The 16,050-nt window shown below is 42.0% G+C and carries 17 protein-coding genes; 12 read left to right on the top strand and 5 right to left on the bottom strand.

What is annotated here, in order from left to right:
* Positions 1 to 8 precede the first annotated feature (8 nt).
* Genes MKX35_RS21565 through MKX35_RS21550 form a run of 4 tightly spaced genes read left to right on the top strand, consistent with a single transcriptional unit; the run spans position 9 to position 3,630 of the window.
* Entirely contained in the window at positions 9 to 1,016 is a 1,008-nt protein-coding gene (locus tag MKX35_RS21565) for a FecCD family ABC transporter permease (protein WP_076299386.1), read from the top strand.
* Positions 1,009 to 2,046 carry a FecCD family ABC transporter permease gene (locus tag MKX35_RS21560; protein ID WP_076299385.1) on the top strand — a complete coding sequence of 346 codons (1,038 nt, stop codon included), beginning with the start codon at positions 1,009 to 1,011 and terminating at the stop codon, positions 2,044 to 2,046. Before MKX35_RS21565 ends, MKX35_RS21560 begins: the two co-directional genes overlap by 8 nt.
* Positions 2,047 to 2,065: 19 nt before the next feature.
* A complete protein-coding gene (locus tag MKX35_RS21555; protein ID WP_076299384.1) occupies positions 2,066 to 2,866 on the top strand; it encodes an alpha/beta hydrolase in 801 nt (266 codons plus the stop codon).
* 53 nt (positions 2,867 to 2,919) lie between these two features.
* Positions 2,920 to 3,630, top strand: a complete 711-nt coding sequence (locus MKX35_RS21550) for an alpha/beta hydrolase (RefSeq protein WP_341044425.1) — start codon at positions 2,920 to 2,922, stop codon at positions 3,628 to 3,630.
* Positions 3,631 to 3,730: 100 nt separating this feature from the next.
* Here the strand turns inward: MKX35_RS21550 and MKX35_RS21545 are convergent, their stop codons facing one another.
* Both MKX35_RS21545 and MKX35_RS21540 read right to left on the bottom strand, forming a co-directional pair.
* A complete protein-coding gene (locus MKX35_RS21545; RefSeq protein WP_076299382.1) occupies positions 3,731 to 4,264 on the bottom strand; it encodes an SRPBCC domain-containing protein in 534 nt (177 codons plus the stop codon).
* 18 nt (positions 4,265 to 4,282) lie between these two features.
* Positions 4,283 to 4,615 (bottom strand): ArsR/SmtB family transcription factor, encoded by a 333-nt coding sequence (locus MKX35_RS21540; RefSeq protein WP_076299381.1) that lies wholly within the window; start codon positions 4,613 to 4,615, stop codon positions 4,283 to 4,285.
* A 343-nt stretch (positions 4,616 to 4,958) separates the two neighbouring features.
* Here MKX35_RS21540 and MKX35_RS21535 point away from each other — a divergent pair, with 343 nt between their 5' ends.
* From MKX35_RS21535 to mnhG, 7 genes are all read left to right on the top strand, one after another.
* Entirely contained in the window at positions 4,959 to 5,597 is a 639-nt protein-coding gene (locus MKX35_RS21535) for a universal stress protein (protein WP_256716289.1), read from the top strand.
* Positions 5,598 to 5,723: 126 nt separating this feature from the next.
* Positions 5,724 to 8,588, top strand: a complete 2,865-nt coding sequence (locus MKX35_RS21530; RefSeq protein ID WP_076299497.1) for a Na+/H+ antiporter subunit A — start codon at positions 5,724 to 5,726, stop codon at positions 8,586 to 8,588.
* Positions 8,588 to 8,926 (top strand): Na(+)/H(+) antiporter subunit C, encoded by a 339-nt coding sequence (locus MKX35_RS21525; RefSeq protein WP_076282807.1) that lies wholly within the window; start codon positions 8,588 to 8,590, stop codon positions 8,924 to 8,926. Before MKX35_RS21530 ends, MKX35_RS21525 begins: the two co-directional genes overlap by 1 nt.
* Complete coding sequence (locus MKX35_RS21520) at positions 8,923 to 10,401, top strand: Na+/H+ antiporter subunit D (protein ID WP_076282806.1); 1,479 nt, start codon at positions 8,923 to 8,925, stop codon at positions 10,399 to 10,401. Before MKX35_RS21525 ends, MKX35_RS21520 begins: the two co-directional genes overlap by 4 nt.
* Positions 10,402 to 10,406: 5 nt before the next feature.
* On the top strand, positions 10,407 to 10,880 hold the full coding sequence (locus MKX35_RS21515) for a Na+/H+ antiporter subunit E (protein ID WP_076282805.1): 474 nt from the start codon (positions 10,407 to 10,409) through the stop codon (positions 10,878 to 10,880).
* Entirely contained in the window at positions 10,880 to 11,173 is a 294-nt protein-coding gene (locus MKX35_RS21510; RefSeq protein ID WP_042187626.1) for a Na(+)/H(+) antiporter subunit F1, read from the top strand. The genes MKX35_RS21515 and MKX35_RS21510 overlap by 1 nt, the downstream gene beginning before the upstream one ends.
* Entirely contained in the window at positions 11,148 to 11,552 is a 405-nt protein-coding gene (gene mnhG / locus MKX35_RS21505) for a monovalent cation/H(+) antiporter subunit G (protein WP_076282804.1), read from the top strand. Before MKX35_RS21510 ends, mnhG begins: the two co-directional genes overlap by 26 nt.
* Positions 11,553 to 11,664: 112 nt before the next feature.
* On the opposite strand, the gene MKX35_RS21500 is transcribed toward mnhG, so the two are convergent.
* Both MKX35_RS21500 and MKX35_RS21495 read right to left on the bottom strand, forming a co-directional pair.
* A complete protein-coding gene (locus tag MKX35_RS21500) occupies positions 11,665 to 12,042 on the bottom strand; it encodes a PilZ domain-containing protein (protein ID WP_042187629.1) in 378 nt (125 codons plus the stop codon).
* A gap of 119 nt (positions 12,043 to 12,161) precedes the next feature.
* Complete coding sequence (locus MKX35_RS21495; protein WP_076299379.1) at positions 12,162 to 12,743, bottom strand: TetR/AcrR family transcriptional regulator; 582 nt, start codon at positions 12,741 to 12,743, stop codon at positions 12,162 to 12,164.
* Positions 12,744 to 12,935: 192 nt separating this feature from the next.
* Here MKX35_RS21495 and MKX35_RS21490 point away from each other — a divergent pair, with 192 nt between their 5' ends.
* Positions 12,936 to 14,231, top strand: a complete 1,296-nt coding sequence (locus tag MKX35_RS21490) for an MFS transporter (protein WP_076282802.1) — start codon at positions 12,936 to 12,938, stop codon at positions 14,229 to 14,231.
* Positions 14,232 to 14,367: 136 nt separating this feature from the next.
* Here MKX35_RS21490 and MKX35_RS21485 read toward each other — a convergent pair whose 3' ends face one another.
* Entirely contained in the window at positions 14,368 to 15,858 is a 1,491-nt protein-coding gene (locus MKX35_RS21485; RefSeq protein ID WP_076299378.1) for a 4-hydroxyphenylacetate 3-hydroxylase family protein, read from the bottom strand.
* Positions 15,859 to 16,050 lie beyond the last annotated feature (192 nt).

Genomic DNA, 16,050 nt, shown 5'->3' with positions numbered 1-16,050 from the left:
TGAATAAGATGAATACAAAAAATTGGAAAGTTATATTGATCCTATCAACTTCTCCATTATTCATCGTATTAGCAATAGTTGTATCCGTCTTATATGGTGTTAAAGATATTGGAATATTGACAATATGGCAGGCGATTACACACTTCGATGCAAATAATGTGGACCACAACATTATTATGACATCTAGATTACCGCGTGTAATCGCCGCTTTATTAGTTGGAGCGGCACTGGCTGTTTCAGGGGCGTTAATGCAAGGCGTTACACGGAATTATCTTGCATCACCATCGATTATGGGAGTAAATGACGGATCGGCATTTGTTATTACGTTGGCTATGGTGTTTTATCCTGGATTATCGAATGTGCATATGATTCTTTTATCCATGGTGGGTTCTGCTATCGGAGCGGGTTTGGTTTTCGGATTTGGCTCATTGGTCAAAAACGGCTTATCTCCAGTCAGACTAGCCATTATTGGTACTGTAATTGGTACATTTTTAAGTAGTATTGCCTCAGCAGTAGCAATGTTTTTTCAAGTCTCACAAAATGTTAGTGTTTGGTATAGCTCGAAAATACATACTGTAAATCCAGATATGCTAATATTGTCCATTCCTTTTATAATCGTTGGTCTGCTCTTGGCAGTTAGTATTTCTAAATCTGTAATGGTTGCCTCCCTAGGGGATGAAACGGCAATTAGCTTGGGTCAACGGACAAAATGGCTGAAAATCGTCAGCATTTTATCTGTTGTATGTCTAACCGGAACAGCAGTAGCTTTAGTCGGTAAGATAGCCTTTGTGGGTCTAATTATCCCTCATATTACACGTTTTATCGTTGGTATCGACTATCGTTTCATCATTCCTTGCTCAGCAGTCATTGGGGCTGTTTTTTTAGCATTTTGTGATGTCTTAAGCCGGTATATTAACTTTCCGTTTGAGACGCCAATTGGCGTTGTGACAGCCTTTATTGGAATCCCGTTCTTCCTTTATTTAATTCGGGTTAAGGGGGGAGAGCAACATGGATAGAGGCAAAATACAGTTTAGTCGCTATATATTGACGCTATTAGCTTTTATCCTGCTAACACTTGTGGCGGGGTATTTTCATCTTACGAATGGCGCTTTTGATATGTCTGTCATGGATGTGATAAAAACGCTGCTGCGAATAGATCCCAATCCTAAATTTGACCTGGTTATTTTTCAATTTCGACTACCACGGATCATTATTGCGTCATTAGTAGGCATAGGTCTGGGGATGGCTGGAACGGTCATTCAAGGCATTACCCGAAACGGACTGGCTGATCCAGGTATCCTTGGGATTAATGCCGGTGCCGGAGCTGCCATCGTTGCATTTATGTTTTTCTTTCAGATGTCAGGGGTTACTTTTTTTAAAGAAAGCTGGTTTTCGATACTAGCCATGCCTCTCTTTGGTTTTGTGGGGGGGCTTGCCGCAGTTGTGGTTATCTTTATTTTCTCTTGGCGGAATGGTGCACTTGATATGCAACGTTTGATATTGACAGGGATCGCGATAAGCAGTGGTTTTGGCGCGTTGTCGTTGTATCTATCTCTAAAAATGAATGCAAGTGATTATGAAATGGCTGCGGTATGGAGTGTCGGAAGTATTTACAGCGCGAATTGGACTTATATCATAATGATCACACCTTGGGTGCTGATTTTAGGATTTGTGATGTATCGAAAAAGCTATTTGCTCAATTATTTTCAATTGGAGGATTCCAGCACAAAAAGCTTGGGGATCTCCGTAGAAAAAGAAAAGCTGATCTTTCTGTTATGCAGTGTGGGGATTGTAAGTGTCTGTGTATCTGTATCCGGTTCTATAGGTTTTATAGGATTGATGGCTCCTCACATCGCCAGAAGATTAGTAGGAATTAATCACCGCTATATTATGTTATCCAGTGCAGTGGTTGGGATGTTTTTGCTGGTGATCTCGGATTATTTTGCCAAAACATTATTTCAGCCAGCAGAGTTACCTGTGGGAATAGTCGTTTCGATTATTGGCATTCCCTATTTCTTATATTTATTAGCCAAGTCAAGAGTGTAGGGGAGAGTGAGCAGCACATATGTCAACACAAGTTGAACTCGAACGCACAGAATCATGGAAGCTAGAATCTCAGTATATGGGCTACACGTATGATATAAAGGTCTCAATTCCGAGAGAAGAGGCCCCTGAGAATGGATTTCCCGTCTATTACATGCTCGATGGCAATTCATATTTTCAATTGGGCCGGGATGTCGTGAAATTGCAGTCAAGAAATGCGCCGAAAACTTTGATTACACCAGCCATCGTGATTGGCATTGGGCATTATGGTTCAGATGATGAGGTCTCCAAAAGAAGATTTTATGATTTCACGCCTCCTGCGAAGCAGTATGTATATCCGGATCGATTGAAAAATGCTGACATAGGACCACATGGTGGTGCTGAAAAGTTACTATCTTTTTTAGAGTTGGAATTAATGCCCCTGATCTCTGAAAAATATAATATCGATCAGCATAAGCAAGTTTTATTTGGTCACTCATTAAGCGGGTTGTTTGTTCTCTGGACGCTGTTTACTCGTGCCGAGCTATTCCAGTATTATTTGGCCTCTAGCCCCTCGATTTGGTGGAATGATCATGAAATCTTGGTGTATGCGGAGGCGTTTTATAAGAAGGGTCAAACGATAAGATCCGAGAAACGAAAGCTATTGATCACAGTGGGCAGTGAAGAGGCGTTTATGGTCGATGATGCTAAAGGATTATTTTCAAAATTGTGTGAGTATTCTTTGCCTGATTTGCAGGTTGAGCATTACATAGCGCCAGATGAAAACCACGCGTCAGTAGTGCCGACCATCATGAGCAGAGCGTTCCGTATGTTGAATTGTTAAGGAAGGGGCTATGATGCAGGATAATGTTAGGAGAACTTACTACTTTTGAACATATGGGGCGACAAATTATCGTGTATCTCCCTAAAGCATATCATTTGTTTACTGAGCGAAGCTTCCCGGCGGTTTTCTTACAGGATGGCGATTTCTTGTTCAAAGAGTCGATTGCTGATATAGAAAGGGATGTGGAGGCGGGGATTACAGAACCGGTTATTTTTATCGGGATTGATTCTCAGCGACGCAATGATGAATATACACCTTGGGAAATGCCTGCTCTTTTTAAGGATTGGTCCTTTGGGGGCAAGGGTGATGAATATTTGGATTACGTATATAAGAAACTGGTCCCGCATATAATTCGTTCTTTTCGCATCTCTCATGAGCCGGACAAATTGGCATTAGGCGGTGTATCACTAGGTGGGTTAATAAGTCTGTATGCGATGTACAAGACGGAGTCTGTTTTTGATAATTTTATTTTCATATCCGCGTCTGTGTGGTTTGAAGATTTTATACATTATATGGAGACTTCAAAGTTAGATAGGGAATGCAAAGTCTATATGTATGTAGGTGAACAGGAAGGTATCCAGAAGACTAATGCACAGAAGGACATGGTGCCTAATAGTAAACGTGCTTTTGATATTTTAAAAGAGAAGATAGATGGAGCTGATCAGCGGGTGATGTTTGAGACAGATCCATTAGGCACGCATAATGACACGTTTTTTCTGCAATATTTTCCGAGTAGCATCAGGTTCTTATTTCCCGCAAAATGAATAAAAGGACGAGCAGGATAGAGTATCCTTGCATCGTCCTATTTTTTTACATATAGGTTAGATAACCATAATTTAGTCTTGCGGTCCGAGCATATCTACTTTAGTTACTCTTCTGTATATTCTCAAGATGTACGTCCAAATTATCAAAGGTTTGTGAAATACCCGGTAGCATCCCCATATCAATCACTTGTTGTAACGCTTCTGGAGAAGCGTATTTACCGGTGTTAACCAGCTTCGTTTGACCATCCAGCTCGATAAAATCTAGTTGGACTAGTGTCTCGGGCAGATCTTTTGAAATATTACCTTCTGCATCTGAGAACCCGTCCGTGTAAATAATTTGCTCTGGAATCGAAATTTCCCGATAAATCGCCTTACCCCAAGACTCCATACCGTAGAAATCTCCCTGACTCTTATCCTCGCACTTCATGCAATAATGCCAAGTACCTCCTGGCCGGAAATCAACATGGCATACGGGAAGTGTCCAACCTTTTGGCCCCCACCAATGCTTCAAATGCTCAGCCTCAGAAAAAGCTTTAAAAACTAGCTCACGTGGAGCTTTAAAAATACGCTCTAATATTAGAGTGCTGCCTTCGACTTTGGATACTAGTTGGTTGGTTTGGTTAGAATTTGTCATTGGATAAATCCTCCTCGTTTACTTTTCATTATCTAATTCCTTGCTTTGTAGCTTCTGCAAATAATCATCCAGTCGATCATAGCGTTCCTCCCACATATGACGGTAGGATTCTAACCAAGTGTCTAATTCCTTAAAAGGGTCAGGGCGGAGCTTGCAAATGCGCCGATTAGCAACAGCTTGAACTTCAATAAGACCTGCATCACTGAGAACACGCAAATGCTTGGACGCTTGAGGCTGCCGCAGCTGAAGACTTTCTGCGATCTCTCCAACGGTTAGGGGTTTCTCGCGTAATAGTTCAACGATCTGCATACGATTAGGCTCTGCTAAAGCACTCATTACGTTAGTATTCATAAACAATCATCACTTCGATTCATTGATTTGATTCGGATTTCATATGACGGGCCATGATGGAGAAACTCAACAGGCCTACTTCCTTGTATTTCCTGTTTGCTTTTAAAATATACCATTAAGTGAATATTCCTGTAAAGGCATATTTAGAATTTTCATTGTATGATAACTTCAAAAGATGGGCATAGTACAAGCATTACGTAGAAATATGTTCCATGATAACCATTAAACTTTACAAAAAACATAGGAATAGATATAATTAAGTATAACTTATCGGTTTTAGATTTACGCAAGGGGCCTAACGCCAGTAGGCTCCTTTTGTATTTCTTGGCCATGTTACAGGAGGGTGAAGGTCATACACAATGAAAAGATTATGGTTTGTGTTCATTATGGTCCGCATGGGGAGCGTTTAATCCGGCGTGGTGTGCAACTATCTGAAATAATAGGGGCCCCATTGTTTGTATTAAATGTCGATAGTTCGGACAATGATGAATATAATCAGAGCAAAGAAATGTATATGACGGTTTGGAAACGTCTTGCCGATGAAGCTGGCGCAGAATTTATCATTCGGAAACGTGAAGGCCGAAAAACAACTGATATTATTGTAGAAGTAGCTGAAAAGAATGAGGTTACACAGATCGTCATTGGACAATCTGCTCAGACTCGATGGCAGGAGCTTACCAAACGCAATTTCATCAATGAACTCATTGGTAAAATGAAAATGATGGATCTGCATGTAGTCGCCGTTCAACGGATGCGCGCCGGGCTGGAAGAAACCCATGAGGAAGGCGTAATCGCCTACCTGGTCAAAATCGGGGATGAGTATCAGCTCAGTGATGAACCTAAGGGAGAGTATTCGCTTAAAGGAAAGTTCTTTCACGAATTACACACAGAATTTGAGAACGGTTTATTCAGAATTGAGCAAGAGGATGGAAAGACTAGATATTTGCATATTTGTGATGGCACATTGACCGATTCTTTATAATCGGCGTGCCCTTATCTTGATGAGGGCCTATTATTAAGGGCCCTTCCAATCATATGATCTTTGGCTTTTGGTAAAAAAGTAAGTACTAAAGTTCACAACTTGATAAGCTCAAGTGGAAAAGGAGGACTGCCTTTGCTGCATGTAATCATACTTGTTCCGTTTCTAATGGCCTTAGTAATCGCACTTTTGACCAAGAGAGCATCCAACCTTCATAGAGGATGGCTTGTTTTCCCCGGTTCACTCGCTTTGTTTGTATATTTTTTAACCCGGATTCCTGTTATTAAAGGAGGGGATTTGGGATATGAAACCGTTTCATGGATTCCTTCCCTAGGCATTGATTTGGTTTTCCATCTGGATGGATTAAGTTTACTGTTCGCTTTGTTAATCACTGGAATGGGTAGTCTTGTAATTATCTATTCGATTTATTATCTAGACAAGCGAAAAGAAGCGTTGACCCCTTTTTATATTTATTTAATGTTGTTTATGGGAGCGATGCTTGGCGTTGTGCTCTCGGATAACTTGATGGTGTTATACGGTTTTTGGGAATTAACAAGTGTCTCGTCATTTCTGTTGATTGCTTTCTGGCATCGGCGGCAAAAATCGCGGTATGGTGCTCTCAAATCTATGTTGATTACCGTATTTGGTGGTTTAGCGATGTTTGCCGGCTTTTTAATGCTTTATGTAATGACAGGCACTTTTAGTATCAGGGAAATTTGGAGTGAGGTTGGCGATATTAGCGGGCATGCTTTATTTATTCCGGCGATGCTACTAATTCTCTTAGGCGCCTTCACCAAATCAGCTCAGTTCCCGTTCCATATCTGGCTGCCGGATGCCATGGAGGCACCGACACCCGTCAGCGCATATCTTCACTCAGCAACGATGGTTAAAGCTGGATTGTATCTTGTCGCCCGTTTCAGCCCTATTTTTGCGGGGCAATATGAGTGGTTCTGGGTTGTGTCAGGCGTCGGTTTGATCACCTTGATTTATGGCTCTATCCAGGCGATGAAGCAGACGGACCTGAAGGCTCTATTAGCCTATTCAACGATTAGTCAACTTGGACTGATTATGGGATTGCTAGGAATGGGATCGGCAGCGGCATTTTATGCAGGGGAAGATTCAGTCTTTTACACTGCTGCAACAACAGCGGCTATCTTTCACCTTATTAACCATGCCATCTTTAAAGGCTCTTTGTTTATGATGGTCGGTATAGTTGACCATGAGACAGGTACCCGCGATCTGCGAAAGCTGGGCGGACTGATTTCCATTATGCCGGTTACCTTTACGGTAGCGATGATCGGCAGTTTCTCCATGGCTGGTTTGCCGCCATTTTCAGGATTTTTAAGTAAAGAGATGTTTTTTACAGCTGTCCTGAATATCCGAAACTTGGATATATTCTCTATTCCCTCGTTGTTTACGCTCTTCCCGGTTTTGGCCTGGATTGCCAGCGTGTTTACTTTTGCATACAGTATGATTTTGGTATTCCACACCTTTTTCGGAAAATATCAGCCTGAGAAGCTGGACAAAAAACCGCATGAAGCCCCATTTGGACTTCTGCTTGCCCCGTGCCTGCTAGCAGTGCTGTCTATATTTATCGGTTTTTTCCCGAATATATTATCTAATACACTTATTATCCCTGCAATGAATGCTATTCACCCTATCTTGCAGACCGGGGAACCTTTTGTTGTGAATATCCATTTCTGGCACGGCTTTACACCAGAAGTATGGATGACACTTGGTGTTGTGATTCTTGGTATTACTGTATACCGAATCTATGGCCGCTTAAGTCTGGTCGATAAAGAATGGGGCAGTGGCTACACTTTAAATCAAGTCTATGACGGAGTAATCCGGCTGGTTGAGAAATTGTCTAGATGGGTGACTAGTTCTTATATGACTGGTTCCATGAGACATTATTTAATGTATATTTTTTCCTTCTTGATCGTAACGATTTGCGGTGTCGTCTGGTATTCAGATGGAATTACACTTGGTACGACTGAGTATACTCCTTTTTCTTTGTTTGAGGTTATTGCTGTAATGGTTTTGCTTCTAGGTGCTTTAGCTATTCCGTTTGTGCGTTCCAGAATAACAGCCATTTTGTTAACAGGAATGGTTGGTTATATGGTTACTTTGCTCTTTGTTCTGTTCAGAGCTCCTGATCTGGCGCTTACGCAAATGATTGTTGAAGTGGTATCTGTTACATTGTTCCTATTATGTTTCAGGCATTTGCCTAGGCTGGAAAAAGAGAAGCTCAAACCTCGTGCGCATTTCCTGAAACTAACTATTTCCATCGGGATGGGCGTAACGATGACATTGGTTGCACTTGCTGCTCTAGGCAGTAGTCCGTTCGAATCCATCTCGAAATATTATGTGGAGAATAGCTATACTTTGGGTGGCGGTAAAAATATTGTCAATGTTCTGCTCGTTGATTTCCGCGGCTTTGATACCATGTTTGAAATAACAGTACTAGGTCTTGCCTCACTTGCTATTTATTCCATGATCAAGCTGCAGTTGGATGGAGAGGGTACAGCAGACCAACTGAAGAGGGTTGTTCCCTATAATAAGCCTCGTTATTCCCGAAGTGATGATGTGTTACTGCAAGCGGTAGCTAAAGTAGCATTCGTTATCATTCTGATATTTTCGTTGTTTTTGTTTTTTGCCGGTCATAATAATCCGGGAGGCGGATTTATTGGGGCTTTGATGGCTTCTGCAGGTTTGGTGCTACTTGCTATTACTTTTGGGATGGATATGGTTGAGAAAGTGCTGCCTATTAATTATCGTAAGTTAATTGCGATCGGGATTTCGATTGCTTTTCTTACCGGGGTTGGCTCATTTATATTCGACGTACCCTTCCTGAGCCAAAATTTTGGGTATTTCCAATTGCCGCTTATGGGCAAAACAGAATTAACCACTGCAATGTTCTTTGATCTTGGTGTTTATCTAGCTGTTATTGGTGTCACTATGAATATCATACTTACGATCGGGAGGGATAGCTAATGGAGCTTGTTGTTGCCTTGGCGATCGGCGTATTGTTTACCGTAGGTGTTTATCTAGTCCTTTCCAAAAGCTTGCTACGCATCCTGCTGGGTACTAATTTAATTACCCATGGTGTTCATTTACTGCTACTGACAATGTCGGGTCTCAAGACAGGTGCTCCACCTTTGCTAGGTGAAAAAGCGGAGGCGTATGTAGATCCGTTACCGCAGGCGCTCATTTTGACCTCTATTGTAATTAGTTTTGGAGTAACAGCATTCTTCATTGTTTTGGCATACCGGACTTACCGTTCGACGGGCACGGATGATGTGGAAGGAACCAAGGAGGAGAGACAACAATGAACAACTTGCTAGTGCTGCCTCTGCTGATTCCGGCCTTTACGGCAGTTATACTGATTTTTCTAAAAGAACGAGTGGATCTGCAACGTATTATCAGTGCCGTCAGTGTGTTTTTAAATATCTTGGTTTCTGGAATCATTGTGTACCAGGTAAGTACAAAGGGCATCCAGACCCTATATATGGGTGGATGGCTTCCACCTTATGGCATTGTGTTTGTTGCCGATATGTTTGCGGCCTTACTTGTGCTAGTCGGTGCTATTGTTGGTGCGGCATGTCTATTTTTTTCCTTCGCCAGCATTGGGGAAGAAAGAGAAAGGTTTTATTACTATCCGTTTTTCCATTTTCTATTAACTGGGGTATTTGGCTCCTTTCTCACCGGAGATTTGTTTAATTTGTTCGTCTGCTTTGAGGTCCTGTTAGTTGCCTCGTACGCTTTAATTGTACTTGGTGGCTCCAAAGGTCAACTGAGAGAGACGTTAAAATATGTATTAGTTAACGTGATTTCCTCTTCCTTGTTTGTAGCAACGCTTGCTTATTTATATGCCGCGACAGGAACACTGAATATGGCACATCTATCTATGCGTGTAGCAGAGGCGGGACAAGGCGGTGTAATGAACGTCATTGCGGTCCTGCTGCTGATCGTATTTTCGATAAAGGCAGGTTTGTTGCTCTTTTTCTGGCTTCCGGATTCTTATAGTGCGCCACCTGTGGCTGTTAGAGCACTGTTTGGAGCATTGTTAACGAAAGTGGGATTGTATGCCATTACACGTACCTTTACATTGATTTTTATTCAAGAACCGGGACTCACCCATTCACTGATTGCCTGGATGGCGGGAGCGACGATGATCCTTGGTGCAATCGGTGCACTGGCTTACAACGATCTGGGGCGGATTTTTAATTATAATATCATCATCAGTGTTGGATTTATTGCTTTTGGGATTTCTGTCGCGACTCAGGATTCGTTAAATGGTGTAGTGTTTTATTTAATGCATGACATGGTTGCCAAAGCATTATTATTTTTCCTGGGCGGGATGATTATCTCAGCATCGGGCACCGACCGCTTAAAAGAAATGGGTGGTTTAATTCGACGCTATCCGTGGACCGGCTGGATGTTCTTCGTACTGACTTTGGCGTTGGTTGGTGTTCCACCACTTAGTGGTTTCGCTGGAAAAGTGATGATGGTGCGTAGCGGATTTGGACAGAATCATGTGGCTCTGGCTCTAATTGCACTTGCATCAAGCTTCATAGTGTTATATTCCTTGATCAAGGTATTCCAGCAGGTATTCTGGGGTGGCGAGAAAAGGGAAGAACAAGTCAAACCGCTTCATTATAAAGCTATGATGGCACCGGCAGCTGTTCTGTTCGCGATTGTAATTCTGATGGGTGTAGGTGCTGAGACGGTAAACGGATATGTCAGCCAAGCCGGAGCCGTACTGGCCGATCCAGCATTATACATTAACGCTGTCATGAAGGAGTAGATACTATGGCTTTTCAACTATTATTGAATTTCATGATAGCATTCCTGTGGATGTTTCTGCACAATGATTGGACTGGGCCACGTTTCGTCATTGGTTTCCTGCTCGGTATACTCATTCTGCTCGGAATGCGACGCTTTTGGCCCAGATTATATCTTGGAAAAGTGTGGGCGATCCTTAAGCTAATCCTGTTGCTGCTGCGGGAGCTGGTCGTTTCTAGTTATGTAGTGGTAAAAGCCGTTCTAAGACCGGAGCTTAATATACGTCCAGCTATCCTCAAATATACTACAGAGCTGAAATCAGATTGGGAAGTGGCAACGTTAATCACGATGCTCTGCCTCACTCCTGGATCGGTGGTGCTTGAAGTGTCGGATGATAATCGGACATTGTATATTCACGCTATGGATGTTGATGACCCTGCACAGTTCAGAGCAAATATCCGTGATACCTTTGAGCGAGCGATACTGGAGGTGACCCGCTAATGATTCATTTTATTCTTATGCTATCCATTACGATCATGGCTTTAGCTATAGGCGTATGTGCTTGGCGTTTGGTGAAAGGACCTTCTTTACCTGACCGAGTCGCTGCACTAGATACGATTGGAATTAATCTGCTAGCAATGGTGGCCGTGTTATCTGTCTTTCTCCAAACGCAGGCTTTTATAGAAATTATTTTATTGATTGGAATTCTTTCCTTTATTGGAACGACAGCCTTTGCCAGATATATCGAAAAGGGAGTGGTGCTAGAAAATGGAAATGATCAAGACTACAGGTGAGTTGCTGTTTGCCTTGTTAATTCTTATAGGGGCATTGCTTAGCGCCGTTAGTGCTATTGGTTTGATACGGCTACCTGATGTTTATCTAAGATCACATGCTGCCGCGAAGAGTGCCACTCTCGGTGTGTTATGTGTCTTAGTTGGGGCATTTCTATATTTTGCATTTTTTCAGAATCATATTAGTGCAAAGCTATTACTAGGAATTGTCTTTGTATTTATAACTGCACCTTTATCCGCCCACCTAACAGGTAGGGCGGCATATCGCTCCGGTGTTCCTCATTGGGATCGAAGAATTCAGGATGATTTAAAAGAGGTGCTGGAGAAAGAGCAAGTTATACCAGTAACCCCTGAACGAGATATACCTCAAGAACAAAGGTAGAAGTGTTAGGAATTATCTTGATTTTCAATAACAGCAGCAAAAACTGTAACAAACCCGCGTCTACACGCGGGTTTGTTTTTTATTAATGGAGTACTATTCTTTTGTTAACATCTCAACGAACCAATATTTTACCTTCTCCAGCGAGCCTGCGTAGCACCCTCGGAAGACACTCAATGTCTGCTTCAGGAATGTCTAATTGAATACCGTAATGGAAACAGTCCTGCTGTTCTCTATTCCATTTTAGAATTCCTTCTAAGTAAATAGATTCATCCGTAAGATTCATTTCCATACCAATCCGTACTAGGTTATTTTCTGGATTGATGTTGAGGGGTAACGATAAGTGGCAGCCTGTTCGACTGATGTTGAACAGTACAGCTCTTACAGGCTTAGAAGGAACCTGGATTCCGTTAATACTAAGAATATGAAGATCAAGGGTTACAGGTTCTTTAAGGGTATATCGAAAAGGTTCAGTTCTGCGATTAGTGTTCATATGCTCCTCCATACTTTTCCATCTACTATAAATTATCGACAGGAAAACAGGATTAGTGAAGAGTTATTAAACATATTAAAGTTTCGAAATTACAAAAGCTGCATACCTAATTTTTGATTCTATCGTAACAATGTAAGTATTTCTTTTACAGAATTATCTACAAATGATCTTTCAGGACGGGATTTCATGATCACAGTAAGTCCAATTAATGCTATGACTAGTGTCTGCGCTAAACTTTTTGCGTTAATAGCGGGATCAAGCTCACCTGAGCGCAAACCCCGATCAATCGTTTCTTGAAATATTACCGAGAGATACATCTGGTGTTCTCTTGTCAGGAGCTCAAATTTCTCATCGTGGGGTGAAAGTTCAACCATCGAATTAATGCAAAAGCATCCCCAGTTCGGATGTTGTCCATATTCTTTTGCCACTATATTTTCGAAAAAGTCACGGAATGCCTCTTTAACAGAAGAATTGTTTTGAAGCTTGTTACGAACATAGGCAGCATGAGAACTCGTATATTTCCGCAACGCAGCTTCAAATAGTCCTTTTTTATCTCCGAAGGTAGAGTAGATGCTAGGCCGCTGAATACCCATTCTTGATGTCAGGTCGCTTAAAGAGGTAGCCTCGAACCCTTTTTCCCAAAAAACTTGCATAGCTGCATCCAATGCTTTTTCCTCATCAAATTCACGTGGTCGAGCCATAGTAACTCCCTCTTTTCATATCGAACGGTATGATATTATTTTATGGTTTGAATATTATTATGTCAATAAGAAATGAACGTACAAATAGTCGGATTCTAATTTTCGATTGTTCATAAGCTAGTCTCTTGACAGTTATCTTTTTTTTGAGTTATATTTGTCAAGCGTATTTACGTACTGATCGGTATGTAATTTATGAATTTGATAAAAGTTAATCAGGAGGCGTTATTTTTGGGGGAATCTGTTGAGGAATCGAAAGCTATTATAGCGGATCAAACAGTCAAAAAAGCTGAAAAAGTACAAGGAGGGTTTAGAGCGTCGGAACCAGTGCCTGTATCAATAATATCTCGTAATGTGGCACTTTTATTTTCCGTCGCCTGCGGAATAGTTGTTGCTAACATATATTATGCGCAACCTTTACTGGACGCTATTTCGAACGAGTTTGGTATTTCTCATTCATTCGTTGGACTTGTTATTACAATCACTCAAATTTTTTATGCACTTGGACTGTTATTACTAGTGCCTCTGGGCGATCTATTAAATCGGCGTTGGCTGATCGCTGGACAGATGCTCCTATCCGTTTTGGCTTTAATTGTCGTTGGTACTGCCACCAGCAGTATAGTGTTATTCGTAGGTATAGCAGCGGTTGGGTTTCTTGCCGTAGTGACACAGACGCTCGTTGCATTCGCGGCAACTTTGGCTGCTCCAGCCGAACGTGGGCGTGTCGTTGGTGTTGTGACAAGTGGAATTGTAATTGGTATTCTACTGGCGCGAACTTTCGCTGGCGTATTAATGGATTTAGCAGGTTGGCGTTCAGTCTACCTTGTTTCCGCGGTATTAACACTAATCATGGCGTGTGTATTGTTTCGGGTGTTGCCACATTATGAGCACAAAAGAGAATCATTATCTTACCTACAGTTGATTCGTTCAATGTTCACGTTGTTTGCTCAGGAACGAACTCTTAGAATCCGTGCTGCACTAGGCATGATGATTTTTACCGCTTTCAGTATATTATGGACGTCTCTAGTATTACCTCTCAGCGCCCCACCGTTTTCTCTTTCACATACAGCGATTGGAGCATTTGGTCTCGCAGGTGTTGCAGGCGCGTTAGCAGCAGCGCGAGCAGGTCGCCTCGCCGATCGAGGTTTAGGTCAGAAGACCACAGGTGTAGCCTTGATTCTTTTGCTCATATCATGGTTGCCAATAAGTTATGTTCAACATTCGCTTATTGCATTAATCGTTGGTATTATCCTTCTTGATCTTGCAGTACAAGCCGTACATGTCACCAATCAGAGCATGATCCTTACTTTGCGACCTGAGGCACGCAGTCGGCTTACTGCCGGTTACATGATTTTTTATTCCATTGGCAGCGCCACTGGGTCGATCGCATCTACCAGTATCTATGTTTACTTTGGCTGGAACGGAGTGAGTTTGTTAGGTGCAATTGTGAGTGCTCTGGCTCTTCTTTTTTGGTTATTAACAAAGGAGTAACTGCACTTATCTCGTATAATTAGGTGCAATATTTAAGTCTTAACGCTCCAGCCAGGGTTATAATGCTTCGTGTTACCTGGCCGTGGGAGCAATTTGAAAAGTTCAATTCAACATGAAAAATATACAAAAAGAAAGCTCAATTAGAAACTACATCTGTTGTTGAATTAGGGAGGGGGTCTTCTGGTGAAATAAATTCGTGAATGATTTGACGGAAGTATTCGTGATTATCATAGCTATTGTACATACGCCAGGCCATTGTTTCTGAATTCCCAAAAAATAACCGCTCAAATTGGGTTTGGCGGCCACCGAATGCACCCGCTCCCAGTTCCCATGCGACCCGGAATAAGGCATTTCGGTACCAAGCATCCGAGACATTACCCTTCAAATACTGATGGAGGTATGAACCGGCACTTGAACTGAAGTCCGATTCAGAGATGATCATGATAAGCCCGCTTGAACTGAGATTTTGAACCATTTCAACCATCTTCGGATAAAACTCTGAAAAGTGAATGGTTGAAGCTAGAAGGGGGCCTTTATCAGGAACAAGAAATCCAAATTTATCGTGGGATGCTCCTACTTCAGAAGCGAGTCTTAACGCTTTGAATGTTTCTAGAAACGTCAGTATTCTTGAAATCGGCAGAATGGTGAAGGGCTCAAGCTCAACATTTTGTTCTTCTGCCAAAGATTCTAGCACACCGAGAAAGAACTCAGTCTTAGCAATATAGCGGGTGATGATTTGGTGACCCATATGGGTATGAAAGTGACTCTCACCGAACAATCGGGCACAGTAGATCTCATCTCCGTAATAAAATATTCGATCATGTGGGATGAGTACGCGGTCAAATATAATAAGCGTATCCATTTCTTCATATCTAGAACTTAAGGGATGGTCGTAAGCAGATGGGGCTGAGTAACTTTCACGGCAAAAAAAAGTCATCCCAGGCAGATCATTAGGTACTGCAAAGGCAAATGCGAAGGGATTATCATCATCTACAAGGGATGGTGAAGGCGTAGGGAATACTAGCATTTCATCGCATGTAGCCCCTTGTGTTGCCATCATAAAAGCACCGGTCACAACCATCCCTTCGTCCTTGATTTCTACGACTTTAGCAGCGATAGAATCCTCTGTGGCATCAACCTGACCGGATATTTTACTTGCTTGAGGCTGGATGAATGCATGGGATAAAGTAATGTCATGATCTCGGCAGTAGGCATAGTATTTCCTGAGGTTCTCAGCATATTTCGGATGAAGGTCCTCAAGGATATCGGCAGCTGTAAACAGAGACATGATTGCCGTATTCATATAATCTGGGGAGCGTCCTAAAAAACCGTGATGTCTGTTTGACCAGATTTCAATCATTTTTCTTCGACGTTCTAAATCTTCAACACTTTTGGGTGGGAGAAAAGATAGTCCAACAAGCTCTCCAGTATCAGGCGAAGGGTAGGTCATCTGCGCTAAATAACGTTCGTCACACTGCATGTTGTACATTTCGGCTTGTGTTTGTATGAGGCCTTGAAATGCAGGATGTTTGGATAATGGTCCTTCGATACGCGTCCCGTTGTACCAAATATTGATATTTTGCCGGTCGATTCGTTCGATGTATTGATTACCATTTTTAATAGGCACACGTTCCACCTCTTTGGAGAGTTGTATTAATATTTTTAATGTACGTAATCATAATTCTTCTTGTACATTGTCCATACACCGGGTCAGTGAAGGGGCCAACCTTAATTTAAACTATAAAAAGAGGATATTCACAATTATCTCCCCAAATATAGTGTTCTGCACTAACCCCACATCTGCATTCATTGTTAATAG

This window comes from Paenibacillus sp. FSL R5-0923, from assembly GCF_038009145.1.
Taxonomy (GTDB): Bacteria; Bacillota; Bacilli; order Paenibacillales; family Paenibacillaceae; genus Paenibacillus_AQ.
Note: the sequence above shows the minus strand (reverse complement) of the source record. Positions and strands in the feature narration are given on the sequence as shown.

Excerpts from the sequence above, each read along its gene's own strand:
- MKX35_RS21550 (WP_341044425.1), top strand. The coding sequence starts at position 2,920 with ATGGGGCGACAAATTATCGTGTATCTCCCTAAAGCATATCATTTGTTT.
- MKX35_RS21525 (WP_076282807.1), top strand. The coding sequence starts at position 8,588 with ATGGAGCTTGTTGTTGCCTTGGCGATCGGCGTATTGTTTACCGTAGGT.
- MKX35_RS21565 (WP_076299386.1), top strand. The coding sequence starts at position 9 with ATGAATACAAAAAATTGGAAAGTTATATTGATCCTATCAACTTCTCCA.
- MKX35_RS21510 (WP_042187626.1), top strand. The coding sequence starts at position 10,880 with ATGATTCATTTTATTCTTATGCTATCCATTACGATCATGGCTTTAGCT.
- MKX35_RS21560 (WP_076299385.1), top strand. The coding sequence starts at position 1,009 with ATGGATAGAGGCAAAATACAGTTTAGTCGCTATATATTGACGCTATTA.
- MKX35_RS21545 (WP_076299382.1), bottom strand. The coding sequence starts at position 4,264 with ATGACAAATTCTAACCAAACCAACCAACTAGTATCCAAAGTCGAAGGC.
- MKX35_RS21555 (WP_076299384.1), top strand. The coding sequence starts at position 2,066 with ATGTCAACACAAGTTGAACTCGAACGCACAGAATCATGGAAGCTAGAA.
- MKX35_RS21490 (WP_076282802.1), top strand. The coding sequence starts at position 12,936 with ATGAATTTGATAAAAGTTAATCAGGAGGCGTTATTTTTGGGGGAATCT.
- MKX35_RS21495 (WP_076299379.1), bottom strand. The coding sequence starts at position 12,743 with ATGGCTCGACCACGTGAATTTGATGAGGAAAAAGCATTGGATGCAGCT.
- MKX35_RS21520 (WP_076282806.1), top strand. The coding sequence starts at position 8,923 with ATGAACAACTTGCTAGTGCTGCCTCTGCTGATTCCGGCCTTTACGGCA.
- MKX35_RS21500 (WP_042187629.1), bottom strand. The coding sequence starts at position 12,042 with ATGAACACTAATCGCAGAACTGAACCTTTTCGATATACCCTTAAAGAA.
- mnhG (WP_076282804.1), top strand. The coding sequence starts at position 11,148 with ATGGAAATGATCAAGACTACAGGTGAGTTGCTGTTTGCCTTGTTAATT.
- MKX35_RS21515 (WP_076282805.1), top strand. The coding sequence starts at position 10,407 with ATGGCTTTTCAACTATTATTGAATTTCATGATAGCATTCCTGTGGATG.
- MKX35_RS21540 (WP_076299381.1), bottom strand. The coding sequence starts at position 4,615 with ATGAATACTAACGTAATGAGTGCTTTAGCAGAGCCTAATCGTATGCAG.